Below are 17,525 nucleotides of genomic sequence, written 5' to 3' on the forward strand. Positions count from 1 at the left end.
ACATACTCCTATGGCCTATGACCTGATCCTGCTCCGCCACGGGCAGAGCGACTGGAACGAGAAGAACCTCTTCACCGGCTGGGTGGATGTCCAGCTGACCGCCCTCGGACGCGAAGAGGCCGCCCGCGGCGGCGAGCTGCTCAAAGAGCACAAGCTGCTCCCGGACGTGGTGCACACCTCGCTGCTGCAGCGCGCGATCACCACCTCACACCTCGCGCTGGAGGCCGCTGATCGGCTCTGGATCCCGGTCAAGCGGGACTGGCGCCTGAACGAGCGCCACTACGGCGCGCTGCAGGGCAAGAACAAGGCCGAGACGTTGGAGCAGTACGGCGAGGACCAGTTCATGACCTGGCGCCGCTCCTATGACACTCCGCCGCCGGAGATCGCCGCCGATGACGAGTTCTCCCAGGTGGGGGATCCGCGCTACGCCGATCTGGGTGACGCCGCGCCGCGCACCGAGTGCCTCAAGGACGTCGTGGACCGGATGCTTCCCTACTGGGAGTCCTCCGTGGTCCCGGACCTCCGCGAGAACAAGACGGTGCTGCTGGCAGCGCACGGCAATTCGCTGCGCGCCCTGGTCAAGTACCTCGACGGCATCTCCGACGAGGACATCGCCGGGCTGAACATCCCCACCGGCATCCCGCTGCACTACCAGCTGGATGAGGATCTGAAGCCGCTGAACCCGGGCGGCACCTACCTGGACCCGGAGGCCGCCAAGGACGCGATCCACGCGGTCGCGAACCAGGGCAAGAAGTAGCTCACGCACGACGAAGCCCCCTCAGCCATGGACGGCTGAGGGGGCTTCGTGCACCCAGCGGGAGGCGGCTTCCCTCATGCGGCGGGAGGCGGCTTCCCTCATGCGGCGGGAGGCGGCTCCCCTCATGCAGCGGGAGGCGGCTCCCCCCCCCCATCCATTGGGCGCAAATCGTCGAAATAGGCGCCGCGTGGCGGGCTTTAAGCGACGATTTCTGCCCAATGGATGGGGCGCGGCCTGGGGCGCGGCTCGGCGCGCGGCGTGGGGCGCGGCTGAGCGAGGATCAGTGCTCGCGGGAGTCCCAGGAGCCGGTCACCAGATAGTCGACCTTGTTCGCCACGGCGACCGCGTGATCGCCGTAGCGCTCGAAGAAGCGGCTGACCAGACTGGAGTCCACGCTGGTGGCGGGGCTCTGCTGCCAGTCCTCGGCGGCCACGATGGTGAACACCGAGGCATGCAGATCGTTGAGCTGCTCGTTGAGCGCATGGATCTCCGCCACCAGATGCAGCTCGCGGGTCTCCAGCAGCGTGATCAGCCGGGCCGAGATCTGCGTGGTGAGCTTCGCCATCTTGTCGAAGACCGGGTGCAGCGCATCCGGGGCGACCCGGTCCGGGTAGCGCATGCGCGCCAGCTGGGCGATGTGCCGGGCAAGGTCGCCCATCCGCTCCAGCGAGGTGCTCATCCGCAGGGCGCCGACGATCATCCGCAGGTCAGAGGCCACCGGACCCTGCAGCGCCAGCAGTTCGATGGCCTTCTCGTCCAGCTCCACCTGGAGCCGGTCGATCTGCGCATCGGCCGCGATGACCTCCTCTGCAAGCTGCAGGTCGGTGGTGTCGAAGGCGGTGTAGGCCTTCTCCATCGCCGCATGGACCAGGGTGGTGATCTGGATCAGCTGCTCACCAAGGTTGATGAGGTCTGCCTGAAAGAGCTTTCGCACGTGTTTGCGTTCCTTTCGCGCCGTGGAGTATCCCGACATTGAATCCTCGCTGGGACAGATGACGCGACCAAAGTGAACAGTCGACGCGAAGGTGAACGCTGGTTGAACCCTGAGGGCCGGTTCCGGCAAATGGCGGGATGCGCGGTGGGGCGGGCCTAAGCTGTAGGGCGTGGATCCCCTGCTCATCGCCGCACTCGCCGGCGTCGTCGGCCTGGCCCTTGGCGTCGTGGGCATGTACGCGTTTCGTGTCAGCGAGAAACAGCGCGCCTCCGGCATCGACGTGGACGAGCCTTCCATGCCTGCCGGCGCCACCGAGGTGCTCGCCTCACTGGGGCTGGCCTACATCGTCGTGGACACCGTCGACGGCGTGGTGCGCGCCAATCCCGCCGCCTACGCCTTCGGACTGGTCCGTGGTCATACCGTGGTGCACCAGCAGCTGCTGAAGCTGACCGCTCGGGTCCGCGGGGACGGCGTGATCATCGATCAGGAGCATGAGCTGGCCCGCGGGCTGCAGGGGGAGACCTCGCTGGTGGTGCACCTGCGGGTGGCGCCGCTGGGCGATGAATACATCCTGGTGCTCGCCGATGATCGCACCGAGTTCTCCCGCATCGAGGCGGTGCGCAATGACTTCGTCGCCAACGTCTCCCATGAGCTGAAGACCCCGGTCGGGGCGATCTCGCTGCTGGCCGAGACGATCGAGGACGCGGCCGACGACGACGTCGCCGTCCGCCGATTCACCCAACGCCTGCATAAGGAGTCCCGACGGCTGGCCGCGCTGGTCCAGGACATCATCGAACTCTCCCGCGTGCAGGGAAAGAACGTGGTCCATGCCGGGCGCCCGGTGGATCTCGAAGACGTCATCGCCGACGCCGCCGACCGCTCCAGGCTGCCCGCCGAGTCCAAGAACATCGAGCTCAAGATCGGCGGCACGCTGCCGCACCGCGTCCACGGGGACGCCGACCAGCTGGCCATGGCCTTCCGAAACCTGATCGACAACGCCGTGCGCTACTCCCCGGAATCCACCCGGGTCGGCATCGGGCTCTCCAGCCGGGACGGGATCGCCCAGGTGACCGTCACCGACCAGGGGATCGGCATCGCCAAGGAGGACCAGGAGCGGATCTTCGAGCGCTTCTACCGGGTCGACGCCGCCCGCTCCCGGCAGACCGGAGGCACTGGACTGGGCCTGAGCATCGTCAAACACGTCATCACCAACCACGGCGGCGAAGTCGCCCTGTGGTCCCAGCGCGGGAGGGGCTCCACGTTCACCGTGCGCCTGCCCGAGCTGGACGAGAGCCTCGACACCCTCGAAGGCCTCGGCCGCGGCCTGGGCCAGCTCGAGGACGCAGCCGAACACCCCGCAGCATCACGTCCTGCATCGAGTCACAGTGCAGACAATCCGGCTCCCACTCGGGCCGGCGAAGGAGGAAACGCGTGACCAGAATTCTGCTCGTCGAAGATGAACCCTCGTTCTCCGAGGCGCTGTCCTACACCCTCGAGAAGGAGGGCTACGACGTCGTCGTCGCGGAGGACGGGATCGACGCCGTCGACATCTTCGAACGTGAGGGCGCAGACCTCGTGCTGCTGGACCTCATGCTTCCGGGACAGTCCGGGACCGAGGTGTGCCGGCAGATCCGGCTGAAGTCCAACGTGCCGGTCATCATGCTCACCGCCAAGGACTCGGAGATCGACAAGGTGGTGGGCCTGGAGCTCGGCGCCGATGACTATGTCACCAAGCCCTACTCCTCGCGGGAGCTGCTCGCCCGGGTCCGCGCGGTGTTGCGCCGCCGGGTGGAGACCGAGGTCGACGACGGCTCCATGGTCACCGCCGGGCCCGTCAGCATGGACATCGAACGCCACACCGTGGAGGTCCAGGGCGCACCGCTGAGCCTGCCGCTGAAGGAGTTCGAGCTCCTCGAGATGCTGCTGCGCAATGCCGGTCGGGTGCTCACCCGCGGCCAGCTCATCGACCGGGTCTGGGGGTCAGACTACGTCGGTGACACCAAGACCCTCGACGTGCACGTCAAGCGGCTCCGCGCGAAGATCGAGCCGGACCCCTCCCGCCCTGAGTTCCTCATCACTGTGCGCGGGCTGGGTTATAAGTTTGAGTCCTGAACGGGGTCGGTAGACTGGTCCAGGTCCTAGAGCGTCGACCCCTTCAGAGGAGTGTGCATGAGCACTGTCAGTGATTCCGCCGCGCAGAACACCACCGCACCTGCGCAAGGCAGCACCTCCGAGTCGCGCCAGCCCATCCGGCGCGCGCTGATCTCCGTCTATGACAAGACCGGTCTCGAGGACCTCGCCGCCGGTCTGAACGCCGCAGGCGTCGAGATCGTCTCCACCGGCTCCACCGCCAAACGCATCGCCGCCGCCGGGGTGCCGGTCACCGAGGTCTCCGAGGTCACCGGCTTCGCCGAATGCCTGGACGGACGGGTCAAGACCCTGCACCCGCGGGTCCACGCCGGGATCCTGGCCGACCGACGCCGCGAGGACCACCGCGCGCAGCTCGAGGAGCTCGAGATCGAGCCCTTCGACCTCGTGGTGGTCAACCTCTACCCCTTCGCCGCGACCGTGGCCTCCGGTGCCACCGAGGATCAGGTCGTGGAGCAGATCGACATCGGCGGGCCCTCGATGGTCCGCGCGGCCGCCAAGAACCACGCCTCCGTGGCGATCGTGGTGGACCCGCTGCGCTATCACGACGTCATCTCCGCAGCCTCGGCCGGCGGCTTCAGCCTCACCGCGCGCCGTCGCCTGGCCGCGCTGGCCTTCGCGCACACCGCAGCCTATGACACCGCCGTGGCGCGCTGGACCTCGCAGCAGTTCGACGACGACTTCGACCCCAGCTCGGTGCCCGCCTCGCCGCTGGCCAGCGACGAGAAGAAGCCGAGCTTCCCGCCCTACGCCGGGCTCGCGCTGCAGCGCCTGGACACGCTGCGCTACGGCGAGAACTCGCACCAGCCGGCCGCGCTCTACGCCGACTCCAGCGCCCGGCCCGGGCTGGCCCAGGCGGAGACGCTGCACGGCAAGGCCATGAGCTACAACAACTATGTCGACGCCGACGCCGCCGTGCGGACCGCCTTCGACTTCGCCGAGCCAGCCGTGGCCATCATCAAGCACGCCAACCCCTGCGGTGCCGCAGTCGGAGAGACCGTGGCCCAGGCCCACCTGGCAGCCCACGCCTGCGACCCGCTCTCCGCCTTCGGCGGGGTCATCGCCGCCAACCGCACGGTCACCGCCGAGATGGCGCGCAGCGTGGCGGAGATCTTCACCGAGGTGGTCGTTGCCCCGGCCTACGAGGACGAGGCGCTGAAGATCCTGACCCGCAAGAAGAACATCCGGCTGCTGCGCCTGCCTGCGGGGCACAAGCGTGACCGGATCGAGTACAAGCAGATCTCCGGGGGCATGCTGCTGCAGGCCTCCGACGCCGTGGACGCCGACGGCGACGCCCCCTCCTCCTGGAAGCTGGTCTCCGGAGAGGCTGCCAATGAGAAGACGCTGGCCGACCTGGCGTTCGCCTGGCGGGCCATCCGCTCGGTGAAGTCCAATGCCATTCTGCTGGCCCGGGACCAGGCCACCGTGGGCATCGGCATGGGCCAGGTCAACCGGCTGGACTCCTGCCGGCTCGCCGTCCAGCGCGCCAACACGCTGGCGGGCGACGGCGTGGACCGCGCGCGCGGCGCCGTCGCGGCCTCCGATGCGTTCTTCCCCTTCGCCGATGGCCTGCAGAGCCTGATCACCGCGGGTGTGCGCGCCGTCGTGCAGCCCGGAGGCTCCCAGCGCGATGAAGAGGTCATCTCCGCGGCCCGCGATGCAGGACTGACGATGTACCTCACCGGCACCCGGCACTTCTTCCACTGAGCGTCCGGCAGTACCCGGAACAATCACCCCTCCTAGGCCAGTCCGGCACCCTCGAAAGGGGTCAAACCAGTGAACGAAAAGCTTGAAGATCTGGAAGACCTGATCCGCGAGGAACGCCTCACCGAGCTGCGAGGTGCGCTGGGCGACCTCAACGTCGGGGACACGGTGGACTTCCTGGAGCGCCTGGGCGTCAAGGACCGCGCCGTGACCTTCCGGCTGCTGCCCAAGGGCGTCGCCGTGGAAGCCTTCGACATGCTCGATCAGTCGCTGCAGCACGAGATCATCGAAGGTCTCAAGGACCAGGACGTCGCGCTCTTCTTCGAGTCCCTGGACCCCGATGACCGGGTCCGGCTCATGGATGAGATGCCGGCCTCCATCGCGCGCCGGATGATGCGTCACCTGGATCCGCGCGAGCGGAGCCTGACCAACATCGTGCTCGGCTACCCCTCAGGCACCATCGGGCGGCAGATGAGCCCGGAGTTCGTCGCCATCCCCGAGCACTGGACCGTGGCCCAGGCCATGGAGAAGGTCAGCAAGGCCGGGGAGGACGCCGAGACCCTCTACACCCTGCCCGTGGTCGACCCCGCCCGGCTGCTCCGTGGCGTCGTCTCGCTGCGCGACCTGGTCAGCACCGACGGCGAGGCCCTCGTGGCTGACCTGATGAACGAGGCCGATTCGGTGGATGTGGATCACGACGCCGAGGACGCCGCTCGCATGTGCGCCGATCGGAAGCACCTGGCAGTCCCGGTCACCGACTCCGAACATCGAGTGGTCGGAATCTTCACCGTGGATGACGCGCTGGACATCCTGGAGCGCGCCGAGTCCGAGGACGCCGCCCGCCACGGTGGCGCCGAGCCGCTGCACCGGCCCTACCTCTCCACCCCCGTGCTGACCATCATGCGTTCGCGCGTGGTCTGGCTGCTGGTGCTGGCTCTTGGTGCGGCGCTGACGGTCCAGGTGCTCGATGTCTTCGAAGGCACTATCGAGGCCATGGTCGTGCTGAGCCTGTTCGTGCCGCTGCTGATCGGCACCGGCGGAAACTCCGGGAACCAGGCCGCCACCACGGTCACCCGCGCCCTCGCCCTGGGCGACGTCGGCACCCGGGACGTCTTCAAGGTGCTCTGGCGCGAGGTGCGGGTCGGGATCACCCTCGGCGCCACCCTGGGCGTGCTGGGCTTCCTGGTCGCCGGACTGTTCTACGGCTGGGACATCGGCACGGTGATCGGCCTGACGCTGCTGTCCATCTGTACGCTCGCGGCCTCCGTGGGCGGGCTGATGCCGCTGCTGGGCAAGAAGCTCGGCGCCGACCCGGCTGTCTTCGCCAACCCGTTCATCTCCACCTTCGTGGACGCCACCGGACTGATCGTGTACTTCATGATCGCCCGCGTCGTGCTGGGGATCTAGCGCCCGGGCACCTCGGGATCCAGTACCTGGGCACCTCGACTGCCCGGCGGCCCCGCCCCGGAGCCGAGAAGGCATCTGAGGTAGATTTGTGAGCAACGAGACAACACCGAACCGAACTTGAGGGAGATCCATGCCTGCGGCAAAGATCATCTATACCAACACCGACGAAGCACCCATGCTGGCCACCTTCTCCTTGAAGCCGATCGTCGAGGGCTTCGCAGCCCCGGCCGGCGTCGAAGTCGAGACCCGCGACATCTCGCTGGCGGGCCGGATCATCTCGCAGTTCCCGGAGCACCTCCGCGAGGAGCAGCGCGAGAGCGACGCCCTGGCCGAGCTCGGCGATCTGGCCAAGACGCCCGAAGCCAACATCGTGAAGCTGCCGAACATCTCCGCCTCGGTCCCGCAGCTCAAGGCCGCCGTGGCCGAGCTGCAATCCGCCGGCTACGCGCTTCCTGACTACCCCGAGGCGCCCTCCACCGACGAGGAGCGGGAGGTCCGCGCCCGCTACGACAAGGTCAAGGGCTCGGCCGTGAACCCCGTGCTGCGCGAGGGCAACTCCGACCGCCGCGCTCCGGCCTCGGTGAAGAACTACGTGCGCTCCAACCCGCACCACATGGGTGCCTGGAGCTCCGACTCCAAGACCAATGTGGCCACCATGGGCTCCGGCGACTTCGCCGACAACGAGCAGACCGTGGTCCTCGACGGCGAGGACACGCTGAGCATCAAGCACATCGCCGCCGACGGCACCGTGACCGTGCTCAAGGACTCCCTGCCGGTCAAGGCCGGAGAGGTCGTCGACGCCACGGTCATGCGCGCCGCGGCACTCGATGAGTTCCTCGCCGCCCAGATCGCCCGGGCCAAGGAAGAGGACGTCCTCTTCTCCGCCCACCTGAAGGCCACCATGATGAAGGTCTCCGACCCGATCATCTTCGGTCACATCGTCCGTGCGTTCTTCCCGGGCCTCTTCTCCAAGCACGGCAAGACCCTCGACGACGCCGGCCTCTCCGCCAATGACGGACTGGCCTCGATCCTCTCCGGTGCGGAGAAGCTCGGCGATGCCGGTGACGCCATCAAGGCCGAGATCACTCAGGGCCTGGCCGAGGGGCCGCGGATGTCCATGGTGGATGACGCCAAGGGCATCACCAACCTGCACGTGCCCTCCGATGTGATCGTCGACGCCTCCATGCCGGCCATGATCCGCAACGGCGGACAGCTCTGGGGCCCCACGGGAGACACCGATGACACGCTCGCGGTCATCCCCGACTCCTCCTACGCCGGGGTCTACCAGGCGGTCATCGAGGACTGCCGGGCCAACGGCGCCTTCGACCCGACCACCATGGGCACCGTCCCCAACATCGGGCTCATGGCGCAGAAGGCCGAGGAGTACGGCTCCCACGACAAGACCTTCGAGATCGAGACCGCAGGCACCGTCCAGGTGACCAACGCCGCCGGCGACGTGCTGCTCGAGCACGAGGTCGCCGCCGGGGACATCTGGCGCGCCTGCCAGACCAAGGACGCCCCGATCCAGGACTGGGTGAAGCTTGCGGTCACCCGCGCCCGCGAGTTCGACACGCCGGCCATCTTCTGGCTCGACGAGAAGCGCGCCCACGACCGCACCATGATCGAGAAGGTCAACGCCACCCTCGCCGAGCTGGACACCGAGGGCCTGGAGATCAAGATCCTCGACCCGGTGGCCGCCACGCAGTACACCGTGGAGCGGCTGCGCCGCGGCGAGGACACCATCTCGGTCACCGGCAACGTGCTGCGCGACTACCTCACCGACCTCTTCCCGATCCTCGAGCTGGGCACCTCCGCGAAGATGCTCTCGATCGTGCCGCTGATGGCTGGCGGTGGACTCTTCGAGACCGGTGCCGGCGGGTCCGCCCCGAAGCACGTGCACCAGCTGACCGAGCAGAACTTCCTGCGCTGGGACTCCCTGGGTGAGTTCTTCGCGCTGGTGCCCTCGCTCGAGATGTACGCCGAGCAGGCCGATGCGCCCAAGGCGAAGGTCCTGGCCTCCGCGCTGGACCGCGCCACCGCGACCTTCCTGATGGAAGACCGCTCCCCGGGACGCAAGCCCGGCAGCATCGACAACCGCGGCTCGCACTTCTACCTGGCCATGTACTGGGCGCAGGAGCTCGCCCAGCAGACCGAGGACGCCGAGCTCGCGCAGCGCTTCTCCTCCGTGGCTGAGGCACTGACCGCCGGGGAGGAGCAGATCCTCGACGAGCTCAAGGGGGCCCAGGGTGATCCGGTGGATCTGGGCGGATACTACCGCCCCGACGAGGCCAAGGCCTTCGCCGCGATGCGCCCCTCGGCGACGCTGAACAGCATCATCGACGGCCTCAAGAGCTGATATGACCCGGATCCACATCATGGGCGAGGGTGACCCGCAGCTCATCGCAGGTCTCCAGGAGCAGGGCGCGGTCCTGGTCGGTGAGGACGAGCAGCCCGAGGCGCTGATCCTCGCCGGGATGTTCAAGACGCTGAACCTGGCACAGGTCCTCGAGGCCAACCCGCAGGTGAAGTGGGTCCAGCTGCCCAGCGCCGGAATCGAGCTCTACGCGGAGGTCCTCGGGAAGTTCCCGAACCTCACCTGGACCTCCGCGAAGGGCTCCTACGCCAAGCCCGTGGGGGAACACGCGTTCGCGCTCACCCTGGCGGCTCTGCGTGGACTCAAGGCCCGCGCCCTGGCCACCAGCTGGGGCAGCGAGGGCGGCATCTCGCTGAACGGGCTGCGCTGCGTCGTCGTCGGTGGCGGGGGAGTGGCAGCCGAGATCGTGCGGCTGTACAAGGCCTTCGACACCCACGTCACCGTGGTGCGGCGCACCCCCGATCCGGTGGAGCACGCGGACACCACTGTCGCCTTCGAGGGCCTCGACGAGGCGTTGGCAGGCGCCGATGTGGTGGCGCTTGCAGCTGCCGCGACCCCGCAGACCCGGCACCTGCTCAACGCCGAACGGCTCGCGCTGCTCGCGGAGGGCGCCGTCGTGGTCAACGTCGGCCGCGGCAGCCTGCTGGACCAGCCAGCACTGGTCCAGGCGCTCACCGAGGGCACCTTGCGCGGGGCGGGGCTGGATGTCACCGAACCGGAGCCGCTTCCGGACTCCGACCCGCTGTGGGCGCTGGAGAACTGTCTGATCACCCCGCACACCGCGGACACCACCGAGATGGTCGTCCCGCTCCTGCGTGAACGGGTCCTGGCCAATCACCTCCGGTTCAGCACGGGTGAGCCGATGCTGGGCCTGGTGGACCCCGCTCAGGGATACTGAGAACCAGGCCCGGTCGCCGCTGGGCTCGCACAACAGCGAAGGAGTCGCGGATATGGCACACGTCCTCACCGTGAGAGGCCACACCCCCGAGATTGCCGAGGGCGTCTTCCTCGCCCCCACCGCCGCCGTCACCGGGGAGGTCAGCATGGGTGCTGACTCCTCAGCCTTCTACGGCGTCTCGGTGCGCGGGGACTCCGCAGCGATCACCGTGGGGGAGGGCACCAATCTGCAGGACAATGCGGTGCTCCACGCCGACCCCGGGCATCCCTGCACGATCGGCGCCGGCGTCTCGGTGGGCCATGCTGCAGTGGTCCACGGCTGCAGCGTGGGCGCCGGGTCGCTGATCGGCATGAGCGCCACCATCATGAACGGCGCGGTGATCGGCGAGCAGAGCCTGATCGCGGCCGGCGCCGTCGTGCTGGAGGGCACGGAGATCCCGCCCCGCTCACTGGTCGCCGGAGTGCCGGCCAAGGTCCGCCGCGAACTCACCGCCGAGGAGATCGAGTCGCTGCGCGAGAACGCCGAGGTCTACCTCGGACACAAGGACGCCCACCGCTCGGCGCAGGCCTCAGCACGGACGAGCGGCTAGTCTGAAGAGCCACCCCGTCCCAGAGCCCGCATCCAGGCTCGCCGAACACCCTCGCGAGCGTCCCCTAGGAGGCCCCATGAAGCGCAAGACCATGGCAGGCAGCACGCTGGCCGCCGTCGTCGTGCTTGCTGGCTGCGGCAACCCCTTTGAGGCCGAGGAGCAGGAGCCGACCGTTCCCAGCTTCAGCCAGATCCAGGACCGCATGTGGGACGCCATGCTGACCGCGGAGACCGTCAGCATCGACGGCGAGGTCGAGGCCTCCGAGGCGGATGTGGACGAGATCTTCGAGGAGATCGACGAGGACGCCACCGGAGACCTGACCATCACCGGCTCCGTGGATGGCAGCGCCTCCGAGATGACCTTCAACGCCGGCGAGGTCAGCTTCACCCAGCGAGCCGTCGACGGCGCCGAGTACTTCCGCGGCGAGGACTTCGCCACGCTGCTGATGAGTGAGCTCGAGGGCGACTTCGCTGAGCTCGTCGAGGAAGAGTTCATCGACTCCGTGGTCGCCGATCAGTGGGTCCAGTTCAGCACCGACGACGGCGGCGCAGTCTTCTCCGCAGAGGACTTCATCACCACCTGGCAGCGCGAGCTCGAGAACGACGGGGTCGGCTCCCTGCCTGGCACAGAAGAGACCCGCGACGGAGCTCCGGTGTACGTCTACGCCACCGAGGACGGATCCACCGAGTTCGTGGTGGCCGCCGATGGTGCGCCGTACCTGCTTCAGATGCGTGACGACGAGTCCCAGTACCTCTTCAGCGAGTGGAATGAGGCGGACCGGCCCGAGCAGCCCGAGAACGTCATCACCGTGGAAGAGATCTTCGTCGCCATTGCGCAGGACAACGGCTGGTCCACCGAGGACCTCGACGGGGACCTCAACGAGGACGATACTGACGCTGAGGACAGTGGCGACTCCGGCAACGGCAGTGACACGAACGAGGACACTGACGCTGACGACAGCACCGACGCTGACGACAGCACTGACGACGATGCGCAGCAGAACTCCGACGCGGAGGCCGAGGGTTCCTGAGCAGACCGGTGAAGGGAAGACCATGAGCACTTCTGCTGGACGACGCCCCACCCCGCGACCCCGGCTGCTTGCAGGCGCTTCGGCGCTCGGACTCGCGACACTCCTGCTCGCCGGCTGCGGCGGGGCTGAGGATGAGTCTCCCGCGCAGACCGTGGACCCCTCTGAGCCGGTGAGCCAGGAAGATCCCTCCGCAGCGCCCACGGGTAACGCCACCGATGCCCAGGCGCCCGCCCTGGAAGACCTCGAGGACGCCATCTGGGACGCCTCCATGGCGCAGACGAGCGTCAATGCAAGCGTCTCGGGCCCACTGGAGCAGGGTCAGCAGCTCTTCGGCTACAACCCCGAGGCCTTTGCCGGGGACGATGCTGCTGGAGCAGGCGAAGACGGTGGCGCGGGAGAGGATGCCGGGGCCGGTGTCGAGTCGGGTGCGGATGCGCTTTTCGAGCTCAGCGTCGTCGGCCAGATGCAGGGCGATTCCGCCACGGAGCTGAACTACGTCCCCGACTACCGGGTGCTCCAAGTCGGGGAGACGACCTACCAGACCGTGGGCGGCTTCATCTTTGACTATGAGGCGCAGATCCCCGCAGAGGTCGAGCCCGAGGTCGGCGGCGCGGAACTGGAGTCCGCGCTCCTGGCAGAGGGTGAATGGGTCGATGTCAGCATGGGCGAGCTGGCGGTGCCGCGTACTCCCGAGGAGCTCATGGAGACGCTCAGGGACCACGTGGAGGAGACGCTCGACGGGGACTCGCTTGCCGACTCGGGGCTCGAACCCGCTGTCGAGACCGAGGGCGAGCAGGACGTCTGGGTCTACTCCAACGAACAGATCGAGCTCACGGTCCTCGCCAATGCGGAGTCGCCGCTGCTCATGGGGCTCACCCTGCAGGGAGAGGCGCCGCTGGAGGTGAGCTTCGATCAATGGAATGAGGCGGAGCTTCCCACCGCTCCCGAGGAGAGTACTGTCATCACCGACCAGCTGCTCCAGGAGATCCTCAGCGGGTTCGTCGCGAGCGCGGACCAGGGCTGAACCGACGCCCCCTCGGTTCAGGCCCTCGTCAGACTCGAGACCTTTCTCCAACACGCCCTGTGCAGGCCGTGCGAGTTCGCGCAGAATCCGGCTCAGGCGGGCCCGCTCGCTTCACTCGGCGCCGCCCGTCCAGGCAGACTGAGCGGAGGTCATCCCCGCAGACCGCGTACCGCAGAGGTGCTGCGGGGCTGGGGGTGACACCTCGCGGAAAGACCGCGCAGCATCGCTGATGCGAACCACGGAGGTAAACATCATGGCTACCACCGAGACCAGCAAGCTTCGCACGATCGCCGGCGTGATCGGCGTCGGTTCACTCGCGCTCTTCGGCGCCACTGCCTGCGACGACTCGGGCACTGAGACCGAGGACCCCGTTGAGAACGGCGAGATGGAAGAAGAGGGCGGGGACATGACCGAAGAGTCCCCCATGGAGGAAGAGCCTATGGACGAGGAGTCCATGACGGAGGAATCTCCCATGGAGGAAGAATCGATGGACGAGGACTCCATGGATGAAGAGTCGATGGATGAAGACTCCATGGACGAGGAAGAAGACATGTGATCACGCTCTGCTGAGATCTGATCCCCTGCGGCGGGCCCCGGCCCCCGCGGGGGATCTTTCATGCGACCGAGCGTGTGGCGGCGTGCCGCTCAGCTGTGCTCGGCGCCTGCCGCGGTGAGCTCTTGGGCACCCTCGGAGCAGCTCTTGCAGACGCCGCGGAAGACGACGTCGGCGATCTGGATCTGCATCCCCAGGCTTGCGGGGGCCTGCAGGCAGGGCGCCTCGCCGTGGACGCATTCCACGTCCTCGATCCGTCCGCAGAGGGTGCAGATCGCGTGATGATGATTGTCATGGGTCCGGGTCTCGTAGCAGGCGGGGGATCCAGGGGGATCGAACCGGCGCAGCAGCTCCCGTGCGGTGAGATCATGCAGCACGGTGTAGACGGACTGCACGGTGATCTCTGGCAGGTGTGCACGCACCGCGGCGTGGATCGCCTCCGCGGGGCGGTGCGGATCCGCTGCCACGGCCTCCAGGACGGCAAGCCGCTGGCGGGTGACGCGGAGTCCGCGTTCGCGCAGTCGAGCCGACCAGTCGGGGGAAGTCATGGGCTCCAGTGTGCCGCACATATGAGTCATTCACAATAAAATGGGGCAGGTGTCACGTGGCGTGCGCCAGCGGGCCGCTAGACTGGCTCACGCTGCCCCGTTTTCATCCGCAAGGAGAGCTTTCGTCCATGAGCACACCGGATATCAACAACGCCCCCCTGTCCGAGGTCGATCCCGAGATCGCCCAGGCGATCTCCGACGAGCTCGGACGTCAGCGCGACACCCTCGAGATGATCGCGAGCGAGAACTTCGTGCCCCGCGCCGTGCTTGAGGCGCAGGGGTCAGTGCTGACGAACAAATACGCGGAAGGGTATCCGGGCCGGCGCTACTACGGCGGCTGCGAGTTCGTCGACATCGCCGAGAACCTGGCCATCGACCGAGCCAAGGCGCTCTTCGGAGCCGAGCACGCCAACGTGCAGCCGCACGCCGGCGCGCAGGCCAACGTGGCGGTCATGACGGCCTTCCTGAAGCCGGGCGACAAGCTCATGGGTCTCTCGCTGGCGCACGGCGGGCACCTCACCCACGGCATGAAGCTGAACTTCTCCGGCAAGTTCTACGAGATCGCCGCCTATGAGGTCGACGCCGAGACCGGCGTCATCGACATGGACAAGGTCCGCGAGCAGGCCATCGCCGAACAGCCCGACATGATCGTCGCCGGCTGGTCCGCCTATCCCCGCCAGCTGGACTTCGCTCGCTTCCGGGAGATCGCCGATGAGGTCGGCGCGATCCTCTGGGTCGACATGGCGCACTTCGCAGGGCTTGTCGCCGCGGGCCTGCACCCGAACCCGGTGCCCTATGCCGACGTCGTCACCACCACGGTGCACAAGACTCTGGCCGGGCCCCGCTCCGGCATCATCCTGACCAAGGAAGAGCACAAGAAGAAGATCAACTCGGCGGTCTTCCCCGGTCAGCAGGGCGGTCCGCTGATGCACGCCATCGCGGCCAAGGCCATCGCCTTCAAGATCGCCGGCACCGAAGAGTTCGCAGAGCGGCAGAGGCGCACCATCGAGGGCGCCCAGATCCTCGCGAAGCGGCTCGTGGCGCCGGATGTGACCGAGCACGGCGTCTCGGTGCTCACCGGTGGCACCGACGTCCACCTGGTGCTGGTGGATCTGCGCAACTCCGAGCTGGACGGCAAGCAGGCCGAGGACCGACTCCACGAGGTCGGCATCACGGTCAACCGCAACGCCGTGCCCAATGACCCCCGTCCTCCGATGACCACCTCGGGGCTGCGCATCGGCACCCCGGCGCTGGCCACCCGCGGCTTCGGCGAGGTCGAGTTCCGCGAGGTCGCCGACATCATCGCCGAGACGCTCAAGCCCGACGCGGACCTGCACGGGCTGAAGTCCCGCGTGGGAACCCTGACCAAGGACTTCCCGCTCTACGAGGGCCTCGAGGAGTGGTGAACCCCGGTATGACGGAGAACCTGAACGCCCCGCAGAACGACGACGCCGGCTCGAACGCTCAGCTCCTCGACGGCCGCGCCACGGCCAAGGCGCTGAAGACCGATCTCGCCGAACGCGTCTCCGCGCTGAAGGCCCGCGGCGTGACCCCGGGTCTCGGAACCGTGCTCGTCGGAGCCGACCCCGGAAGCCAGTCCTACGTGGCCGGCAAGCACCGCGACTGCGCGGAGGTGGGGATCAACTCCATCGAGGTGCAGCTGGGGGAGGACACCACCCAGGAGGAGCTGCTCGCCGAGCTCGAGAAGCTGAACCACGATCCGGCCTGCACCGGCTACATCGTCCAGCTGCCGCTGCCCAAGCATCTGGACACCCAGAAGGTGCTCGAGGCGATCTCCCCGGAGAAGGACGCAGACGGTCTGCACCCGATGAACCTCGGACGACTCGTCGCCAACGTCAATGAGCCGATCAGCTCGCCGCTGCCCTGCACGCCGAAGGGCTGTGTGGACCTGCTGGACCACTACGGGCTGGATCTCAAGGGCAAGCATGTGGTCGTCGTCGGGCGCGGTGTCACGATCGGTCGGCCCATCGGGCTGCTGCTCACTCGCCGCGACGTGAACGCCACCGTGACCCTGTGCCACACCGGCACCCAGGATCTCGCCGCGCATCTGGCCCAGGCCGACGTCGTCGTCGCTGCCGCCGGGGTCAAGCACATGATCGAACCGGCCCAGTTGAAGGCCGGGGTGATCGCGCTGGACGTGGGTGTGACCCGCGAGGTCAATCCCGAGACCGGCAAGGCGAAGATCTACGGTGACATCGCGCCGGGGATCGAATCCGTCGCCTCCTGGTACTCGCCGAATCCCGGCGGGGTCGGCCCGATGACCCGCGCAGAGCTGCTGGCCAACGTGGTCCTCGCCGCGGAGCAGCAGAACCAGGAATAGCCCCCGTGCCCGGGACGTTCTTTCAAATGTGAAGAACTTAGGATTTCTCTCTTTCGGACACTGGACGCCCTCGCCGCATTCGCAGACCCGTTCAGCCTCAGATGTGCTGCTGCAGTCCATCGATCTCGCAGTCGCCGCCGAGGAGCTCGGGATCGACGGCGCGTACTACCGAGTGCACCATTACGCCCGGCAGCTGGCCTCACCGTTCCCGCTGCTCGCCGCCGTGGGTGCGAAGACCTCGAAGATCGAGATCGGCACCGGCGTGATCGACATGCGCTACGAGAACCCGCTGTACTTCGCCGAGGACGCGGGTGCGGCCGATCTCATCGCCGAGGGCAGGCTTCAGCTCGGCATCTCCCGCGGCTCACCAGAACAGGCAGTGGAGGGGTGGCGCCACTTCGGCTACCAGCCCGCCGAGGGTGAGTCCGACGCCGACATGGGGCGCCGCCACACCGAGGTCGCGCTGCAGGTGCTCTCCGGGCAGGGCTTCGCCGAGCCCAGCCCCCGCCCGATGTTCCCCAACCCACCCGGACTGCTGCGGCTTGAGCCTCATTCCGAGGGCCTGCGCCAGCGCATCTGGTGGGGAGCGGGATCCGACGCGACTGCCCGCTGGGCGGCGTCGAGGGGGATGAACCTCATGAGCTCCACGCTGAAGGATGACGAGACCGGGGAGCCGTTCCACATCCAGCAGGCCAAGCAGATCCAGGCCTTCCGCGAGGAATGGGCCAAGCATGATCACGGCTTCGAACCGCGGGTCTCCGTCTCGCGGTCCATCCTGCCCATCGTCTCGGATCAGGACCGTGCCTATTTCCTGGGGCAGCGCGACTCCCAGGACCAGATCGGGATGATCGACGAGAAGACCCGCGCGATCTTCGGACGCAGCTTCACCGCCGAGCCTGACGTGCTCGTGGAGGAGCTCGCCAAGGACGAGGCGGTCCAGGCCGCGGACACCGTGCTGGTGACCGTGCCCAACCAGCTGGGCGTGGACTACAACGCGCACATCCTGGAATCCCTGGCCGAGCACGTGGCCAAGCCCCTGGGCTGGAAGTAGCCGGCGTCGTCGTGTCGAGCCCCCACCCCCTGCGTTGAGCGGCGGATTCTCCGAGTAGTTGAGGCCTCTTGGCCCATGAAATGCTCGTAGAATCCGCCCCTCAACGGGGGTGGGGGCTCAACGTTGCAGGCAGCTGCCCTGGATATAGTGGAGATCAGACAATCACC

At 67.7% G+C, this 17,525-nt stretch carries 16 protein-coding genes; 14 read left to right on the forward strand and 2 right to left on the reverse strand.

Annotated elements, in window-relative coordinates; translation table 11 throughout:
• Nucleotides 1-10 precede the first annotated feature (10 nt).
• Entirely contained in the window at nt 11-757 is a 747-nt protein-coding gene (locus tag H4W26_RS11925) for a phosphoglyceromutase (RefSeq protein WP_192592432.1), read from the forward strand.
• A 280-nt stretch (nt 758-1,037) separates the two neighbouring features.
• On the opposite strand, the gene phoU is transcribed toward H4W26_RS11925, so the two are convergent.
• Nucleotides 1,038-1,691 carry a phosphate signaling complex protein PhoU gene (phoU, locus tag H4W26_RS11930; RefSeq protein WP_192592433.1) on the reverse strand — a complete coding sequence of 218 codons (654 nt, stop codon included), beginning with the start codon at nt 1,689-1,691 and terminating at the stop codon, nt 1,038-1,040.
• A 169-nt stretch (nt 1,692-1,860) separates the two neighbouring features.
• On the opposite strand from phoU, the gene H4W26_RS11935 reads away from it, so the two are divergent.
• From H4W26_RS11935 to H4W26_RS11980, 10 genes are all read left to right on the forward strand, one after another.
• Entirely contained in the window at nt 1,861-3,126 is a 1,266-nt protein-coding gene (locus tag H4W26_RS11935; protein ID WP_192592434.1) for a sensor histidine kinase, read from the forward strand.
• Nucleotides 3,123-3,803: a response regulator gene (locus H4W26_RS11940; protein WP_192592435.1), complete on the forward strand. Its 681-nt coding sequence runs from the start codon at nt 3,123-3,125 to the stop codon at nt 3,801-3,803. Before H4W26_RS11935 ends, H4W26_RS11940 begins: the two co-directional genes overlap by 4 nt.
• A gap of 57 nt (nt 3,804-3,860) precedes the next feature.
• A complete protein-coding gene (purH, locus tag H4W26_RS11945) occupies nt 3,861-5,546 on the forward strand; it encodes a bifunctional phosphoribosylaminoimidazolecarboxamide formyltransferase/IMP cyclohydrolase (RefSeq protein WP_192592436.1) in 1,686 nt (561 codons plus the stop codon).
• A 69-nt stretch (nt 5,547-5,615) separates the two neighbouring features.
• Complete coding sequence (gene mgtE, locus H4W26_RS11950; RefSeq protein ID WP_192592437.1) at nt 5,616-6,950, forward strand: magnesium transporter; 1,335 nt, start codon at nt 5,616-5,618, stop codon at nt 6,948-6,950.
• Nucleotides 6,951-7,080: 130 nt separating this feature from the next.
• Nucleotides 7,081-9,306, forward strand: coding sequence for an NADP-dependent isocitrate dehydrogenase (locus tag H4W26_RS11955; RefSeq protein ID WP_192592438.1), 2,226 nt, complete (start codon nt 7,081-7,083; stop codon nt 9,304-9,306).
• A gap of 1 nt (nt 9,307) precedes the next feature.
• On the forward strand, nt 9,308-10,222 hold the full coding sequence (locus H4W26_RS11960; protein WP_192592439.1) for an NAD(P)-dependent oxidoreductase: 915 nt from the start codon (nt 9,308-9,310) through the stop codon (nt 10,220-10,222).
• A 52-nt stretch (nt 10,223-10,274) separates the two neighbouring features.
• Nucleotides 10,275-10,811, forward strand: a complete 537-nt coding sequence (locus H4W26_RS11965; protein ID WP_192592440.1) for a gamma carbonic anhydrase family protein — start codon at nt 10,275-10,277, stop codon at nt 10,809-10,811.
• 76 nt (nt 10,812-10,887) lie between these two features.
• Nucleotides 10,888-11,841 carry a hypothetical protein gene (locus H4W26_RS11970; RefSeq protein WP_192592441.1) on the forward strand — a complete coding sequence of 318 codons (954 nt, stop codon included), beginning with the start codon at nt 10,888-10,890 and terminating at the stop codon, nt 11,839-11,841.
• A 22-nt stretch (nt 11,842-11,863) separates the two neighbouring features.
• Nucleotides 11,864-12,865 (forward strand): hypothetical protein, encoded by a 1,002-nt coding sequence (locus H4W26_RS11975; protein WP_192592442.1) that lies wholly within the window; start codon nt 11,864-11,866, stop codon nt 12,863-12,865.
• Between the two features lie 253 nt (nt 12,866-13,118).
• Nucleotides 13,119-13,421 (forward strand): hypothetical protein, encoded by a 303-nt coding sequence (locus H4W26_RS11980; protein ID WP_192592443.1) that lies wholly within the window; start codon nt 13,119-13,121, stop codon nt 13,419-13,421.
• A gap of 89 nt (nt 13,422-13,510) precedes the next feature.
• Here the strand turns inward: H4W26_RS11980 and H4W26_RS11985 are convergent, their stop codons facing one another.
• On the reverse strand, nt 13,511-13,966 hold the full coding sequence (locus tag H4W26_RS11985) for a Fur family transcriptional regulator (protein ID WP_225940011.1): 456 nt from the start codon (nt 13,964-13,966) through the stop codon (nt 13,511-13,513).
• 128 nt (nt 13,967-14,094) lie between these two features.
• On the opposite strand from H4W26_RS11985, the gene glyA reads away from it, so the two are divergent.
• Genes glyA through H4W26_RS12000 form a run of 3 tightly spaced genes read left to right on the forward strand, consistent with a single transcriptional unit; the run spans nt 14,095 to nt 17,358 of the window.
• Complete coding sequence (gene glyA / locus H4W26_RS11990; protein ID WP_192592445.1) at nt 14,095-15,372, forward strand: serine hydroxymethyltransferase; 1,278 nt, start codon at nt 14,095-14,097, stop codon at nt 15,370-15,372.
• Between the two features lie 8 nt (nt 15,373-15,380).
• Nucleotides 15,381-16,307, forward strand: a complete 927-nt coding sequence (locus H4W26_RS11995; protein WP_192592446.1) for a bifunctional methylenetetrahydrofolate dehydrogenase/methenyltetrahydrofolate cyclohydrolase — start codon at nt 15,381-15,383, stop codon at nt 16,305-16,307.
• A 28-nt stretch (nt 16,308-16,335) separates the two neighbouring features.
• Nucleotides 16,336-17,358, forward strand: a complete 1,023-nt coding sequence (locus H4W26_RS12000) for an LLM class flavin-dependent oxidoreductase (RefSeq protein WP_192592447.1) — start codon at nt 16,336-16,338, stop codon at nt 17,356-17,358.
• Nucleotides 17,359-17,525 lie beyond the last annotated feature (167 nt).

The organism is Nesterenkonia halotolerans (assembly GCF_014874065.1).
Lineage (GTDB): Bacteria > Actinomycetota > Actinomycetes > Actinomycetales > Micrococcaceae > Nesterenkonia > Nesterenkonia halotolerans.

Coding starts and splice junctions, on each gene's coding strand:
- H4W26_RS11925 (WP_192592432.1), top strand. CDS start 11: ATGGCCTATGACCTGATCCTGCTCCGCCACGGGCAGAGCGACTGGAAC.
- purH (WP_192592436.1), top strand. CDS start 3,861: ATGAGCACTGTCAGTGATTCCGCCGCGCAGAACACCACCGCACCTGCG.
- H4W26_RS11955 (WP_192592438.1), top strand. CDS start 7,081: ATGCCTGCGGCAAAGATCATCTATACCAACACCGACGAAGCACCCATG.
- H4W26_RS11960 (WP_192592439.1), top strand. CDS start 9,308: ATGACCCGGATCCACATCATGGGCGAGGGTGACCCGCAGCTCATCGCA.
- H4W26_RS11965 (WP_192592440.1), top strand. CDS start 10,275: ATGGCACACGTCCTCACCGTGAGAGGCCACACCCCCGAGATTGCCGAG.
- H4W26_RS11970 (WP_192592441.1), top strand. CDS start 10,888: ATGAAGCGCAAGACCATGGCAGGCAGCACGCTGGCCGCCGTCGTCGTG.
- H4W26_RS11975 (WP_192592442.1), top strand. CDS start 11,864: ATGAGCACTTCTGCTGGACGACGCCCCACCCCGCGACCCCGGCTGCTT.
- H4W26_RS11980 (WP_192592443.1), top strand. CDS start 13,119: ATGGCTACCACCGAGACCAGCAAGCTTCGCACGATCGCCGGCGTGATC.
- H4W26_RS11985 (WP_225940011.1), bottom strand. CDS start 13,966: ATGACTTCCCCCGACTGGTCGGCTCGACTGCGCGAACGCGGACTCCGC.
- glyA (WP_192592445.1), top strand. CDS start 14,095: ATGAGCACACCGGATATCAACAACGCCCCCCTGTCCGAGGTCGATCCC.
- H4W26_RS11995 (WP_192592446.1), top strand. CDS start 15,381: ATGACGGAGAACCTGAACGCCCCGCAGAACGACGACGCCGGCTCGAAC.